Source organism: Marinobacter sediminicola (assembly GCF_031157525.1).
Classification (GTDB): domain Bacteria; phylum Pseudomonadota; class Gammaproteobacteria; order Pseudomonadales; family Oleiphilaceae; genus Marinobacter; species Marinobacter sediminicola.
The window spans coordinates 309,207-324,805 of record NZ_JAVIXR010000004.1; the positions used below are offsets into that span (position 1 = coordinate 309,207).

Here is a 15,599-nt window from a genome sequence, read left to right on the forward strand (position 1 = left end):
TCTGGCCGTTTTACGTACGGAGCTTCTGCTTATGTATATTCACGTTCTTGGATCAGCCGCTGGTGGGGGATTCCCGCAGTGGAATTGCAACTGCGCTAACTGCCACGGGTTCCGCAAAGGCACCCTTAATGCCACTGCAAGAACCCAGTCATCCATTGCAGTCAGCGAAGACGGTGAACGATGGATTCTGTTCAATGCATCACCTGACATTCGTGCGCAATTAGGCTCTTGGGATGCCTCACAGCCAGCTCGAACACTCCGGGATACCGGCATCAACGCGATTGTGCTGATTGATAGCCAGCTTGATCACACTACGGGGCTGTTGACCTTGAGAGAAGGGCTTCCGTTAGACGTATGGTGCACGGCTCAGGTTAAAGGGGATTTGAGCACCGGGTTCCCGTTGTTCCCGATGCTGGAACACTGGAACGGTGGAATGAACTGGCGTGAAGTGCCCGCTAACGAATCTTCTGTGTTTACTATCCCCTGTGCGCCTTCATTAAACCTGACCGCCATTCCTTTGTTAAGCAACGCGCCACCCTATTCCCCGCGCCGGGGTAACCCTCATCCCGGTGACAATATCGGTATTTTTATTGAGGACACTCGCACCGGGCAGCGCATGTTGTACGCGCCGGGTTTGGGGCGTATGGATTCCCGCATTCTGTCGTGGATGCGAAAAGCTGATTTGCTGATGGTTGACGGAACTGTGTGGCACGACGATGAAATGATTCGCCAGGCAGTGGGCACTAAAACAGGTCAGGATATGGGGCACCTGGCACAGAGTGGCCCCGGTGGCATGATAGAGGTCCTGGATACCATGCCAGCCAAACGCAAGATTCTGATCCACATAAATAATACCAATCCTATCCTCGATGAAGATTCCACAGAGCGTGCAGAGCTAACAAGTCACGGCATCGAAGTGGCGTGGGATGGTATGGAGATTGAGTGGAAGGGTGCGCCATGAACAGATCAGATTTCGAACTGTCGCTGCGGGATAAAGGCCGGTTTTATCATATTCACCACCCCTATCATAAGGCCATGTACAGCGGGCAGTGCACACCTGAACAGATTCGGGGTTGGGTCGCCAACCGATACTATTACCAGATAATGATTCCGCGAAAAGATGCGGCCATTATGGCCAACTGCCCGGATGCCGGCGTTCGCCAGCAATGGATGCAGCGGATTCTAGATCACGATGGCCACGACGGAGATTGTGGTGGTATTGAAGCCTGGTTATGCCTGGCGGAGGCCGTAGGCCTGAGCCGGAAAGAGGTGATTGACGAGCGGCACGTGTTACCGGGAGTCAGGTTTTCAGTAGATGCCTATCTTAACTTTGCCAGGCGGGCGACTTGGCAGGAGGCGGCGTGCTCCTCCCTAACCGAACTGTTTGCGCCGGAAATCCACCAGTCCCGGCTTGATAGTTGGCCGCAGCACTACCCCTGGATAGATGAGGGTGGCTACAGTTATTTCCGCAAGCGCCTGTCTGAGGCGCGGCGTGATGTTGAACACGGGCTGTGCATTACCCTGGATCATTTTACATCGCCAGAGCAGCAGGCAAGGGCACTGGATATCCTTCAGTTCAAACTGGATATCCTCTGGACCATGCTCGACGCTCTCACCATGGCCTATAGCCATAACACGCCACCGTTTCATACCGTAACGGATAAGCAAATCTGGCACAGGGGGCTGTAATGGATATTTCCACAGATAACGTACTTCGCCTTCGGCGCGGGTTCAGGTTCCAATGGGAGCCTGCGCAACAGTGCCACGTGCTTCTTTATCCTGAAGGCATGGTGAAGCTGAACGAAAGTGCCGGAGCCATCCTTGGAGAGGTGGACGGTAAGCGCAGCGTGAAAGATATCGTTGCGGCACTGGAACAAACGTTCCCGGAAGCTGGTGCGCTGGCAAACGATGTCTGCCAGTTTCTGGAGCATGCCTGTAATCAGCATTGGTTGGAGGTCTCATGATGTCGCCTAACCCTGCTAAGAAGCACAACGCTCATTTGAATGTTGGTCCGCCCTTGTGGTTGCTGGCTGAACTTACCTATCGCTGCCCCCTGCAATGCCCATACTGCTCCAACCCACTTGATTTCGCACAGACAGAAAAGGAACTTACCACCGACGAATGGATTCGGGTATTGCGGCAGGGGCGTGAGATGGGCGCTGCGCAGCTAGGCTTCTCTGGTGGTGAACCCTTGGTGCGCACAGATCTGGAAGAGTTGATTGGAGAGGCTCGATCGTTGGGCTATTACACCAACCTCATCACCTCTGGCCTTGGCCTCACAGAAGCCAAAGTGAACGCGTTTGCCCAGGCAGGTCTGGATCATATACAGGTGAGCTTTCAGGCATCAGACCCGGAACTGAACAACGCCATAGCGGGCTCACGCAAAGCCTTTGACCAGAAGTTGAAAATGGCGACTGCGATCAAGCAGGCGGGATACCCCATGGTGCTGAACTTTGTCATTCATCGCCACAACATTCATCAAATGAAAGACATCATGGCGCTGTGCAAAGGCCTGGATGCAGATTTTGTAGAGTTGGCGACCTGTCAGTATTACGGTTGGGCGCTTGAAAACCGTGAAGGGCTAATGCCGTCCAAAGCCCAGCTGGTAAAAGCCGAGCATGAAGTAAACGATTACCGTGCAGAGCTTGAAGCATCGGGTTCTGCCATGAAGTTGATTTTCGTAACGCCGGATTACTACGAGGAACGCCCGAAGGCCTGCATGAATGGCTGGGGAAGCCTTTTTCTGACAGTGGCCCCGGATGGCACGGCGTTACCCTGCCACAGTGCACGACTATTACCGATTGATTTTCCGAACGTAAAGGACACAGCCCTGAAATCGGTCTGGTATGACAGCCCCGGTTTCAATCACTACCGTGGTGATGCATGGATGCCGGAGCCTTGCCGATCCTGCGATGAAAAGGGAAAAGATTTTGGCGGCTGTCGCTGCCAGGCCTACCTGCTAACGGGCAGCGCAGATAACGCCGACCCGGTTTGCAGTAAGTCTTCTTACCATGACCGTATTCTGGCAGCGCGCAAATCCGCCGACCATTCTGCAATTGGCATAGCGGATTTGGTTTACCGCAACTCAGACAATTCAAGACTGTTTTTTAAGAGCTGACGAAAAGTGGCTAACGATGCGCCCCCTCCAGCCGCTAGTGAGGTGTGTAGAAGTCTCACGCACCGTAGCAATCTCGTGGTTTGTGAAACCGGGATCTTCTGGCTGCAGAATGAGCCTCACACAGGCATCAATCGGTTATGGCATATGAGCCATCAGAGCAATGCCACGGCTCAACTTTATAATGGCGACCTCGGCATCCGCAGCCGGGTGAACGGCTATGGTGGAGGTGCCATTGCGGCTTCATCTGCAGGCGTTTTTGTGGTGAGTGAAGACCAGACCCTCCATTTTATCCGTACCAGCGACGGACAGTGTTACACACTGACCGATGATAGGGCGGCTTATGGAGGACTTACCGTTGATCGGAAAGGAAACCGGGTTCTTGCTGTCCGGGAATGGAAAGATATTGACTCTGGGGTGAGCACCAGCCAACAAGCGCTGGTTGCAGTAACACTAACCGGTGAGCGTGAGATTCTGCACTGTGGCGAAGATTTTTACAGTGCGCCAGCGCTCTCGGATGATGGCCGCAACATTGCCTGGGTCAGTTGGCAGTTACCTGATATGCCTTGGGTAAGAACCAGACTGTGGACTGCGGATATCGGAAGCGACGGGCGCCTGGACAATTGCCAGGTCCACGATGCCCCCCATGAGGCTTCTATCCAACAGCCTGTTTTTATGGGGCAGTCCCTTTGGGTGATATCTGACCACGAGGGCTGGTGGCAACCCTGGCAGGTTGATTACTCTCAGGGTGGGGGAGGTTGGTCATCCGCGGGCGAAACACCGCAACTGGATCATGCAAACGCGCCATGGCAATTGAGTGAGTCTCACCACTGTGCACTGCCGGGCGCACACTGGGCTCGTGTGTGCTATCGAAATGGTACAGGCGAACTCTGGCTCTCAGGTAGTAACCATGGGTGTATCAGGGTAGCGGAGGCCTACAGCGATTTCCGCTCACTGTGCACCGCACAAGGCTATTTGTATGCCATTGCAAAATCTGCCTCGCATCTTGATGCAGTACTGAGAATAGACCCGGTTACCGGGTGTGTTTCGGTTCTGGCCGGAGGCGAGAAGGCGCTTCCTGGCTATGAGGTTTCCCTGCCACGCAGCTTTGAGGTTTCAGGTCTTAATGGGAGCGCCCAGTTTCCTCAGGGTTTTTACTACCCACCGACAAGTGATACAGCCAAAGCGCCTCCACTTATTTTGATAGCACATGGAGGCCCAACATCGGCGGCTTACCCGGTTTTCAACCCGCAGATTCAGTTTTGGTGCCATCGCGGCTTTGCCGTTGCGGAAGTGAATTATCGGGGTAGCACGGGGTTCGGTCGAGATTTCAGGCTTTCGTTGGCGGGTTGCTGGGGAGAAGCCGATGTCGATGATATGTCCCGCGCGGCTGCGAGGCTCGTTGCCGCTGGCATGGCCGACAAAGACAAAGTGTTTATCCAGGGGCGCAGTTCAGGAGGCTATACGGCGCTCATGGCCCTTTCAGAAAGCGACCGTTACGCCGCAGGGGCTAGCCTTTATGGCGTTACCGACCCGCTACAGCTTCGGCAAGCGACCCATCGATTCGAGTCGGGGTACTTGGACTGGTTATTGGGCGATCCTGGCCGGCATGGGCAGCGCTGGAAAGACCGAACGCCAAGATTACGGGCGACAGCAATAAACACACCGGTTATCTTTTTTCAGGGAGGCTTGGACAAGGTGGTTGTCCCCGAGCAGACCAGAAACATGGTTGAAGCCATGAGAGGAAATGGGCAGTCACCAGAGTTGCACTGGTTTGAGACAGAAGGCCACGGATTTATTCAGGAAAAGAGCCAGGTAAGAATGCTTGAGGCTCTGCATACGTTTTACCTCAAGCATAGCCAGGATCCGGTGAACCCTTGGTTAACATGAGTTAGACTATCGTTCACTTCAATAAGAAAAAACATAATGTTGAGCGAGCCCTATGAGTCACGACATATCTGTTCTGAGAAAATTCGTTTCGCCTGAAATTGTGTTCGGCGCAGGGGCACGCAAGTCTGTTGCGAACTTTGCGAGCAATCTTGGGGCAAAGCACGTATTTCTTGTTTCAGATCCTGGTGTCGCGGGCGTTGGCTGGGTGGGTGAAATTGTCACCTTATTAACGGATGCAGGCTTGCGAACAACGGTATTCACCGGGGTGTCTGCCAACCCTCGAGTAGACGAGGTGATGGCCGGTGCCGAGCTTTATAAATCTTCTGACTGTGATGTCATCGTTGCCATCGGCGGCGGCAGCCCTATGGATTGCGCCAAGGGAATCGGGATTATTGCCAGCAACGGTGGGCATATTCTCGATTTTGAGGGCGTAGACACCATTTCTAACCCGCCTCCGCCGCTAATCCTTATTCCGACGACTGCCGGCACATCTGCTGATGTATCTCAGTTTGCCATCATTTCTGACCCTAACCGCCGCTTCAAATTTTCGATAATCAGCAAAGCCGTGGTGCCGGACGTGTCATTGATTGACCCGGAAGTCACTGAGACCATGAACGGCTACCTGACAGCCTGCACAGGTGTGGACGCACTGGTTCATGCGATTGAAGCATTTGTCTCAACGGGTAGCGGCCCTCTTACAGACTCCCATGCATTGGAAGCTATCCGGTTGATTAACCGCAACCTTGAGCCCTTGGTTGAGAACACAGCAGATCCGTTCCTGCGTGAGCAGATTATGCTGGCATCTATGCAGGCAGGGTTGGCTTTTTCCAACGCGATACTCGGCGCCGTTCATGCCATGTCTCACAGCCTGGGCGGCTTTCTCGATTTGCCCCACGGTCTTTGCAATGCGCTGCTGCTTGAACACGTGGTGGCCTACAACTATCGATCTGCGGAAGACAGATTCAAACGTGTCGCCGAGGCCATGGATATTGATACACGAGGAATGGGCAAACCGGAAATCCAGAAACAGCTGATGAATCGCATTATCCAGCTCAAACGCAAAGTTGGTCTGCATGAAAGCCTGGCTGATTTCGGTGTCAGCGTATCTGACATACCACAGCTTTCCGGATTTGCTCTACAGGACCCTTGCATACTAACCAACCCCCGCAAGTCATCGTTGAGAGATGTTCAGGTTGTTTATGAAGAAGCCCTCTGACGAGCAACCGCAAGCTGGCGGATACGGTATTGGGGAGTTGCTGGGGTTTGGCAGCCAATCCGTCAGAAAGAACTATTACCCCGCGCTTCAGGATCGCATTGAAGAACTTGAACAGGAGCGAAACCGGTATAAGTGGTTATTTGAAAACGCCTTGCACGGTGTGTTTCAAGGCAACTTGCGGGCAGGGTTCCTGGCCTGTAATCCGGCGATGGCAAAGATTTGTGGTTACGAAAACCCGGAGGATCTGCAGCAGCGAGTAATACGCCTCAGGGAACAGCTTTTCTGCAGCGCCAGTGAGTTCGACACCCTCCGGCAGGAGTTGCTTGACCACGGCAGCCTGAGTGCGCGGGAAACCCGGTTACGGCGAGCAGATTCAACCCCGGTGCATGTGGCAATTACCTTGCTTAGGCGGCCTGACTTGGGGCCGGAAGTAGTTGAAGCCTTTGTTGCCGACATCAGTGAGCGAGTACAGTCCCGCGAAAAACTTGTGCAGTTGAATGCAGACCTTGAACGCAGAGTGGATGAGCGCACGGCAGCCCTGCAGCAGGCCAATGATGGCTTGCACTATCAAATTGAGGAGCGGGAAAAGGCGGAGCGCGGACTGGTGGTTGCGGTAAAGGCTGCCCAGGATGCGAACCGTAGCAAAGACAAGTATCTGGCCGCGGCCAGTCATGATTTGCTACAGCCGTTGAATGCTGCCCGCCTTATGATCTCAGCGCTACAGGAAAGCCAGTTGCCTTCCGAAGAAAGTCGAATGGTCCAACAGGTTCACCGCGCCTTAGAAGGCGCGGAAGACTTGCTGGCAGACCTGCTGGACATATCAAAACTCGATCAGCAAGCCATGGTGCCTGACTGGGTTATGACGGATGTAGCAGCCCTGGTTGAAGGGTTGGGGGAAGAGTTCGAAGCAATTGCAGCGAATGCTGAGCTGGATTTCCGCATTCGTTCGATACCAGCCATGGTTAAAACCGATCAGAGAATGCTGACCAGAGTCATAAGAAACCTGCTCAGCAACGCCTTTCGGTATACCCCGCAAGGCCGGATCTTACTCGCACTGAGATCGAGACCGAATGCCCTGCGGATTGAGGTTTGGGATACCGGAGTGGGGATTGACGAAAGTAAGCTCGAAGAAATTTTCACTGAATTTCATCAGCTTTTGCCGCAGGGTACCGGTGGCCGGCAGGGCGCAGGGCTTGGGCTGGCCATAGTGGATCGGATGGTTCGAGTGCTCCAATGCAAAATGGATGTGGTGTCTCGCCCGGGGCGAGGTTCTCGATTTGCGCTAACACTTCCTATGGAGAAGAGCAGTGAGCCGACAGTGCCGAAACCGGGAATTAATACAGCACAGATCTTCGCCAAAGGGTTTGCGGGAGCAAAAATACTGGTTATCGATAATGACCTTTCGGTGCTCGAGAGTATGAAACTTCTACTCGAGCGCTGGGATTGTTCTGTTATCACCGCACCCAGCGGCGAGGCTGCAATTGCATATCTTGAACAGACAAATGAGCAACCCGTGGCGATTTTGGCTGACTATCATCTGGACTATGACCTCGTAGGCTCCGATGCAATCCATGCTATTCGAAAGATGCTGGGGCACCAGATACCCGCAGCTTTAATAACCGCCGATCACAGCGTTGAAACACGCCAGCAAATGCGTTCCCAAAACCTGCCTATTCTGAATAAGCCCGTGAAGCCTAATCGGTTGCGAGCATTAATCTCGAGTTTGATCGCATCGGTTTGATACAACAGCCTTCCCCGTCAGACAAAGAGTTCTATAGTGTCCAGTACAGCCGTGCGCTATCTCGCGATGCTCGGAATGGTGCCCCGGTATCCCAAAATCGATTACAACAACTGAGTTGGCAGTACGGGCCATTCATTGCGATATTCTGGAACCGCCATGGTTGCGAGAAGAAATTAGAGCTACATTAACAACCGGGCTAGAACGCATAGCAAATCACCGGTCTTAGGGGCTCTGTGAGGGTGTACCGGTTTTTTGACAGGACGTTTTAGGGAAGTCAGCAGTGTTGTTGCATACGATTCGCTACTGAGTGAGTGTTTGTGCATTTGTAGAGGGTTTCCTGTGAGAGGTTTTTTCCTGCTGATAGGGTTGATGATTTGTGCATCCCCGATCCAGGCTATCGAGCCAAGCTCCAGGAACGCCTCAGGCCTTGGTGAAGCCTATGGGTTTGTGTTTGGGCAAAACCTCACGTTGCAACGAATTGCCGATGATTATCCTGACCTTGCCCGAGAGGCTTTGCTGGCCAAACTTAAGTTTCAGAGAGCGTTTGGTGATATTCACGTAAATCTGGAGCCGAAACTGGTCGAGTTTTTAGGCGAAGATGTGTTTAAAGTATTCAGGGCCAAACTCGAAAATCAGTTAATGGATATGGCCCAGGGTGAGGAGATTAACCGGATTCTTGCCGAGAACTTTCTGGAGGAAGTACGCAACAGGGCAAAGGGTGATATCTATAGCCCGACTCTTGAATATCTTCTTGCAGTCCGGTTTTCAGAGAATCCTGTAAGTGAATATGCAAACGGTTTTCGGCAAACCTACCAAACTGACGGCACCGGCAAGTCTCGTGGTGTAGTCCTTCGCATTGAGCTGCCAAAATCATGGCAGGAAAAGAAAGCTAATCGCCCGCACATTGTTCGCAAATGGCAGAGTGAGGCAGGGACTGGCATGGAGCTGGTCATCCTTCATGTTCGTGAAATGGGTGGTGCGCATATTAGCCGGTCTGATGTTGCTGGAATGCTGCAACCAGGTGAGGTTGATGCGCTGGTTCCGGAAGATGGCGTTCTCTATGACTACGGAATGGTGTCCATAGAGGATTTGCCCGGCTACTTTGTAGATTTTGGCCTGCTTGCGGAACGAGCGGGTGTGGTGATGTTTCAGCAGATGCGGCAATACGCTTTTTTTTTACAAGGACAGGGCCGTTTCTGTTCAGTGCTCTGTCGGGGCGCTGGAGAGCGAGCATGAATTAGTCGAAGGCAGGTTCGCACGGGTTAAACCGTTGTGTGCGCAGGTATTTAATTCCGTGGTTCTGCCAGAACTGTACCTGATCCCCGAAAATCAGCGCGGTAAAATCGAAAGTGTGATGATGCCGACTAAACCCTTGGATTATCGAGTTGAATCAAGCAATATTGTTTCTTTAAGCAATTGAAGCTGCCTACCTGTTAGCCTGTAACAATTATCCTTGTCTGATTGGCCGCCAAGCCGGCTATGGAAATTTATTACTTAAAGGAACACCTCAATGAAATTAGTTAAACCAGCATTGGTGCTGGCACTAGCTATTACGGCACATACATCAGCACTCGCCGCCGATGCTCGTCCGGCCTATATAGGTATCTCTCTGGGACAGGCCACCGTAGAGGATTTTTGTGATGGGTCTGAAACCAAATGTGATGACAGTGCGCCTACACTTCGAATTTATGGAGGCACAGAGCTAAATGGATTTGCGAACCTTGAATTTGGCTACCGCTATGCAGATGATGTTGAGGCGTCGGGTGTGTTTGGTGGAGTGGGCGTTGCGGTAGCTGTGAGCGGCCATTTTGTGGATACCACTTTGCAGGTTGGCTTGCCAGAAAAAGGCCCGTTCAAACTGTTCACAAAGGCCGGATTGCTGTTCTGGCGCCTTAACTATGAGGCAGCAGCCAGTAATGGGTTCATGACGGTGTCAGAGAGCGACAGTGATAGCGGCGTCGCCTTCAGAACCGGGTTGGGAGTTAGCTACGAGGTCTCTGACACTCTTCGTTTGCGGGCTGACTGGGACTACCTGGTTAATGTCGGCGATGAAGATGAACTAGGGCAGACCGATATCAATGTCTTCAGCATCGGACCCGAATTCCGGTTCTGATGGTTGGGGCAACTGGCTCCCACAAAAGATTGAAATTATGAATGCGGGATCCTGAGCAAATGAACTCACACATATTGGCAGCCATTCTGGCTGCCGTTTCTATGGGCACCATCGGGGCGATTTCCATCTACGCCGATGTCAGTGCCGAAACGGTTACATTTTACCGTCTGTTTATCGGTGCAGTCTTGATGGGTGGCTTTCTTCTGGTTACTGGCCAGAAAGATAAAATGCTTAGTTGGCCCGGCATTCAGGTTCTGGTGACGGGCGGGTTTCTGGCAGGGTTTGTGGTTTTTTATATTGTGGCGCTGGGCTATACGAGCATGGCCAACGCTGTGATGTTGCTCTACCTGGCACCTGTAACCGCGTCTATTACTGCGCACTTTTTTATGGGCGAGCGGCTAACCGGTTCCAGCACAGCATTGATTGGGGTGGCATTGTTTGGCTTCGCGATGATGATGGAGTTTAACTTCAGTCTCTCGGGGCGAAAGGAAGAGGCGGTTGGCCTGTTTTACGCACTGTGTGCCATGCTTTGTTATGCCGCGTTTATTGTGACAAACCGGCTGATTCCCGAGCGGGTGCATGTACTGACACGCAGCGGCTACCAAATGCTGGTCGGAGCTCTGTGCATACTGCCTTTTATGCTGCAGCAAGGTGACAGTATTGTTGGCGCGCAGTGGGGGTGGTTGGTTACAGCAGGTGTTGTTCCGGGGTTCCTGGCCATTATGTTAGCGGTTGTTGCCTTGCGAGCACTCCCAACGGCGACTTATGGCACCTTGGCCTATCTGGAGCCAATTACTGTTGTTGCACTCGGGTGGGTGCTGTTTGGCCAGAGCCTGAACCCGCTGCAGATGTCTGGCTGCGCGTTAATTATCGTCTCGGGCGTGGCACAGGCAGTCGTGTCGCAAAGAGCCTCTCGCTTCTCTCTATCTGAGTTGAGGGTGGAGACGCGCTGAAAGGTATTATCGCTCATCTTATTTTGACAACAACAAGGACCTATCATGATTGAGGCGCTGTTTCGGCGTGAAGGAGATTTATATATCCCAACGCCTTCGAGCCGAGGCCCATGGAGCCCGCAGCACCTGCATGGTGGGCCTGTGGTGGGTTTGATGGCGCATGCCATGGAACATGCGTCGGATAATGCCAGTTTGAACCTGGCGAGGCTTACAGTGGATCTGTTAAGGCCTGCGCCGGATGCGCCCCTGGCGGTGACCACTCGATTGGTGCGCGGCGGCTCGCGACTTCAAATACTTGAGGCATCGTTACTGGCTGGCGATATAAAGGTCGCGCGCGCAAGTGCGCTTTTTATGGCGCACAGTGAGGCCGTCGTTCCGGAATACGGTCGCTTTTCGCCTGCAGAGTACGAACCTCCCACAGGGCCTGTTGACGTAAACATTTCGGAGGCAGCAGGTTGGACAAATCAATACAGCCCAGTGGGGCTGCACAGCAAAGCAAAAGCCGTGCTCATTGATGGTGTTCACGCTAAGGGGCAGGGTATTGCATGGATGAAACTGCCGTTACCCGTTGTGGAGGGTGTCGAAACCAGCCCTGGTGTTATGGCCGCAACGCTTTGCGATTTTGGTAACGGTGTAGGCCAACTGAGCTTGGGTGGTGGTGTGGGATGCATCAATGCCGACGCAACCCTTTATCTTCATCGTATGCCTGTGGGTGAGTGGTTGGGTCTGGATGCTCGCAGCCGTATGCAAGAAACAGCAGTCGGCTTGGTTGAAACGACGTTGTTCGATCGCCAGGGACCGGTGGGCAAAGTCATGCAGACTATCCTTCCCATGAGAATGCCAGGGGCTGAGGGCTAGTGGGCTAGCCAACTTGTATGGCATGCACGTGTTTTCCAGATTACCCCTGCATGAGTCTGAAGTGTGCTTTCTCATCGAGGAGCGGGATGCGGAGTTGGTGATAGTCGGGCGCAGGAACTTGCTCGAAACGAAAACGCCAGCAAGCAGGATGTACCCTAGACTGAATTACGAATGGGTGTAATAGGAAGGGCCAATCTTGCAAGCGGCCCTCCCTTTGGGTTTTTATACTGGAATCACTACTTGATCCACTTATCACCCCAATGGGTAATGTCGTGCTTTTGTTCCACCTGCAGTGAGCGTGCGTTTGCTGCAGGTTGCGCGTTTTCGGCTTGCGCAATTTCCCTGTCAATCACCCGTGTTGAAAGTGACAGCCAGCTGGTAACGAACGCTGCTGCGTCACCATGGATTTCCAGTGCCAATTCGTCAACGTTGGTGATGTCGTCACAGGCTGCGTGGTAGCAAGGATCGTATGAGATGCCTGCTTCGCCGCCAAACTTGGCTGCCTGTTCCTCGGTTTTTATTCCCTCAGCACCCGTAAACAGTCCTCCAAAGGCTATGCCGACCTCAAAGAACTGAGCGTAATCGGAACGAAAGCTGATCTCAGTACCCTCTGATGCTATGCCCCGCAGATTGAAGTACTTTTCAAAAAGCGCCTCAGTGGCAGCGGATCCTGCAGGACCGGCAAGCTCGAAATCAGAGCCATCGCCATCGTAGATAAAATTCCCGAAGTTGGGCGAACCAATCATGTCGTAGTTCAGATACACCTTGATTTTATCCTGCTCTTCCTGAGTCAGGTTGTTTACGTAAAACGTTGACCCCACGAGGCCGGCCTCTTCAGCGCCCCACCAGGCGAAGCGAACCTGGTTGCGGGGGTGAGCTCGCTTCATTTGCAGGGCCAGCTCGAGTAAAGCCGCACTGCCAGATCCGTTGTCGTTTATACCGGCGCCTTCAAACACGGAGTCGAGGTGCGCGCCGGTCATTATTACGTTGTCCGCACTGCCGCGGCGAATTTGGGTTATTACGTTGAAGGTCTCTGTTAGCTCTCTGACTACGTTAGCGACGACTCGTAACGCCAAACCTGGTTGGTCCGCCCAGCTTGCGCCTATATCGTAGGTTGTAAATACAACGGGAATGCCTCCAGCGTAATCGTCGCCGAGAGTGGCATTCAGCAAGCCTTTGCGGTCGTCGGTATTGCCCTGGTTAAAAATAACCACGCCAAGGGCACCGGCATTGGCGGCATTAGTGGCTTTCTGTCCAAAAGCACAGGCGCCACGCTGGATAACAGCAATCGAGCCCGCCGGAAAGTCGGTAAAATCCTCCGCTTCGCAGCCGCTTGTTGATGTGTTGTCGGGGCCGAGCTGAACATCGACAGGAACCGCAGTGCCTGATACATCACCGGGTTCAGTTTGTGATAGGTAGGTGAAATCTTCGTCCCACACATAATTCACCGGAGTGGGTGCAGTGGCTTGTAAAACTCCATCCCCGGCGGAGTAGTATGCGTTGAATGGGAAGGGTTGGATTTCGACTTCGTACCCAGCGCTCTCCAGTGTGGTTTTGATGTAATCAACCGACGCCTTGTATCCGGGCAGCCCGGCGGCGCGGTTACCATCGTTGGCTTGAGCGATGCCATAGAGCATATCCAGATGATACTGAATGTTGTTGGCTTGCATACAACGAGGCAGGCCGAGTGGCGTACTGTTGAGAATGCCAAATCGGCACTCGAAGGGACTCAGGTGGCCTGGGCTCCAAAAAGCATTATATAGGTCGGCGTTGGATTTGTTGCTTGGGCCGGCTAAAGCAGTTGTCGCAAATAAAACAGATCCTATCGCCAGGGTGCGGCTAACAGTGTAGATGTTCATTTGAGTTCTCCAATCCCGGGAGGTTTTTTGTTTGGCCCGGTGGTACCGGGCTATCAGGACAGGGCGCCTGAGTTGTGAACAAACAGGCTCCTGGGCATTACTGCTTCCTTCGATGCCAGCCATAAGCCTAGTTCGGACTATTGTGTCTCGCCAGATGAGAAACATTACAAAAAACATCGTTGTTTGATAGACATGTCGCTGATAAAAGAGTGTTTATCCTGTGCGTTAGTGAGCACAGTTAAGGTTTCCACATAGACCAGACGCTACCTCGAAGGGCTTCTAATGAAAAAACATAGCTTACTTGCATTCGCCATTGCGTTTACGCCGCTAAGTGCACAGGCAGACATCACGGCGGCCACTTTGTATCCATCCCACGCCGAACTTACCTGGCTGGAGAGCGATCAGGTAAATGCTGGCGTGGGCATTGTTGAAGTCGGTGGCTTACCGGTCAGTTTGCAGGATCAGAGCCTTCAGGTAGTGCTTGAAGGGATTACTGGAGCGCAGATCCAGCAGGTGCAGATCAGCAGGGTGGAGCAGGCAGAGTTTGTGGCCGGAGAAACCCGCAGGCTTCAGGATGAGCTGGCTGTTGTGAGCGCGCGAATTCAAGCCCAGGAGGATTTGATTAAAGCCTGGAACCAACAGGTAACCCTTGCCAGCAAAGCCGCAGAACTGCCCCATGAGTTGAAGGCTTCAGAATTGAACGACATGGCCGCTGCGCTGAAGGATACAACCCAGAAAGCACTGACAGAGATCCGGACTATCCGGTCGGAAATGACCGGCGATATTGCTTTGAGAGATCGTTTGATGCGGGATCTTGCACAAATTAAACAAGGCGCCAAGGCCACCAAGAAGGTGCGTGTGCACTATCAGGCACCCGTGGTTGGCGAGCTCCAGGTAAAGCTGAAGTTTCAAACGTCGGAGGCCAGCTGGCGCAGCGAATACAGTGCACGCCTGACATCCGAGCTGGAAGGGAAGGCGGGGGGCGAAGTAGCCCTTGAACATCTTGCAGTAGTGCAGCAATCAACAGGCATCGATTGGGAAGGAGTAGAGCTGAACCTTGCCACGGCCAATGCCCGCAGGGGAACTGCGATGCCGCCACTGTATTCCTGGGTTGTCAGCCCAGAGCCACCGGAGGTATATAGTACGAAGTCCTTAGCGCGCTCAGCTGATATGCAGGCTGAGATGGTAATGGGTAGCCCGGCTATTGTGGAACGCCAAAGTACCTTCACCCAGAGTTATCGCCTGCCCCAGCCGGTAGCTATTCCCAGTGGCAATTCTGGTCAGCGCCTGACGGTCGCCGAACACCGTATTCCTGCAGACGTTGCTACCTGGACTGCACCGGTTATGAACCCAACCGGTTACCTGCACGCTACCGGCATATTCACGTCCGAGGCTCCCATACCGGCTGGGCGAGTCACTCTATACCGGGATGGTCAGAGCGTAGGAGAAGGCCATCTACCTGAACTGACTGACGGCGAGGAACTAACCCTGGGGTTCGGTGTGGATGAAGGTATTCGTGTGGCGGTGGTGAATGAGCTTGAGCGCACAGGTGAAGAGGGTGTGTGGAAGAGCGAAAACGTTCAGCGTCGGCAAAATCGTTTTGAGATTACCAATCATCACTCGAAGGCAGTAAAAGTCCGTGTTTTTGATCGGATGCCCGTATCCCAAAAAGACATTCTGACCGTTAAGCCCCTTGAAATAAGCGAGCCGGTGCAGCGGGATGTTGAGGATAAAAAAGGTGTTTTGGCATGGGATCGTGAGGTGCCAGCGGGTGGGACAGTCAATGTAAAATCCGGATTTGAGATTCGTGTACCTGAGGGAACCGAACTGCCACGGATCTAAACTCTGAATTCC

General features: G+C 53.1%; 13 protein-coding genes. 12 read left to right on the top strand and 1 reads right to left on the bottom strand.

Features of this window, described 5'->3' with window-relative positions:
• Positions 1-31 precede the first annotated feature (31 nt).
• The 11 genes from pqqB to RG807_RS08325 all read left to right on the top strand — a co-directional run bounded on the left by pqqB (position 32) and on the right by RG807_RS08325 (position 11,886).
• Positions 32-961, top strand: a complete 930-nt coding sequence (gene pqqB / locus RG807_RS08275; RefSeq protein ID WP_309044465.1) for a pyrroloquinoline quinone biosynthesis protein PqqB — start codon at positions 32-34, stop codon at positions 959-961.
• Entirely contained in the window at positions 958-1,689 is a 732-nt protein-coding gene (pqqC, locus tag RG807_RS08280; RefSeq protein ID WP_309044466.1) for a pyrroloquinoline-quinone synthase PqqC, read from the top strand. The genes pqqB and pqqC overlap by 4 nt, the downstream gene beginning before the upstream one ends.
• Complete coding sequence (gene pqqD / locus RG807_RS08285; protein WP_309044467.1) at positions 1,689-1,964, top strand: pyrroloquinoline quinone biosynthesis peptide chaperone PqqD; 276 nt, start codon at positions 1,689-1,691, stop codon at positions 1,962-1,964. The genes pqqC and pqqD overlap by 1 nt, the downstream gene beginning before the upstream one ends.
• Positions 1,964-3,118 carry a pyrroloquinoline quinone biosynthesis protein PqqE gene (gene pqqE, locus RG807_RS08290; protein WP_435404662.1) on the top strand — a complete coding sequence of 385 codons (1,155 nt, stop codon included), beginning with the start codon at positions 1,964-1,966 and terminating at the stop codon, positions 3,116-3,118. Before pqqD ends, pqqE begins: the two co-directional genes overlap by 1 nt.
• Positions 3,119-3,262: 144 nt before the next feature.
• A complete protein-coding gene (locus tag RG807_RS08295) occupies positions 3,263-5,005 on the top strand; it encodes an alpha/beta hydrolase family protein (RefSeq protein ID WP_309044469.1) in 1,743 nt (580 codons plus the stop codon).
• Between the two features lie 52 nt (positions 5,006-5,057).
• Positions 5,058-6,221 carry an alcohol dehydrogenase-like regulatory protein ErcA gene (gene ercA, locus RG807_RS08300; protein ID WP_309044470.1) on the top strand — a complete coding sequence of 388 codons (1,164 nt, stop codon included), beginning with the start codon at positions 5,058-5,060 and terminating at the stop codon, positions 6,219-6,221.
• Positions 6,205-7,962, top strand: coding sequence for a PAS domain-containing hybrid sensor histidine kinase/response regulator (locus tag RG807_RS08305; protein ID WP_309044471.1), 1,758 nt, complete (start codon positions 6,205-6,207; stop codon positions 7,960-7,962). The genes ercA and RG807_RS08305 overlap by 17 nt, the downstream gene beginning before the upstream one ends.
• Positions 7,963-8,301: 339 nt before the next feature.
• Positions 8,302-9,198, top strand: coding sequence for a hypothetical protein (locus RG807_RS08310; protein ID WP_309044472.1), 897 nt, complete (start codon positions 8,302-8,304; stop codon positions 9,196-9,198).
• Positions 9,199-9,472: 274 nt separating this feature from the next.
• Positions 9,473-10,075: an outer membrane beta-barrel protein gene (locus tag RG807_RS08315; RefSeq protein WP_309044473.1), complete on the top strand. Its 603-nt coding sequence runs from the start codon at positions 9,473-9,475 to the stop codon at positions 10,073-10,075.
• A 59-nt stretch (positions 10,076-10,134) separates the two neighbouring features.
• Positions 10,135-11,028, top strand: a complete 894-nt coding sequence (locus RG807_RS08320) for a DMT family transporter (protein ID WP_309044474.1) — start codon at positions 10,135-10,137, stop codon at positions 11,026-11,028.
• Positions 11,029-11,073: 45 nt separating this feature from the next.
• A complete protein-coding gene (locus tag RG807_RS08325; RefSeq protein ID WP_309044475.1) occupies positions 11,074-11,886 on the top strand; it encodes a thioesterase family protein in 813 nt (270 codons plus the stop codon).
• Between the two features lie 236 nt (positions 11,887-12,122).
• Here RG807_RS08325 and RG807_RS08330 read toward each other — a convergent pair whose 3' ends face one another.
• On the bottom strand, positions 12,123-13,745 hold the full coding sequence (locus tag RG807_RS08330; RefSeq protein WP_309044476.1) for a M28 family metallopeptidase: 1,623 nt from the start codon (positions 13,743-13,745) through the stop codon (positions 12,123-12,125).
• Between the two features lie 282 nt (positions 13,746-14,027).
• On the opposite strand from RG807_RS08330, the gene RG807_RS08335 reads away from it, so the two are divergent.
• Positions 14,028-15,587: a DUF4139 domain-containing protein gene (locus RG807_RS08335; protein ID WP_309044477.1), complete on the top strand. Its 1,560-nt coding sequence runs from the start codon at positions 14,028-14,030 to the stop codon at positions 15,585-15,587.
• Positions 15,588-15,599 lie beyond the last annotated feature (12 nt).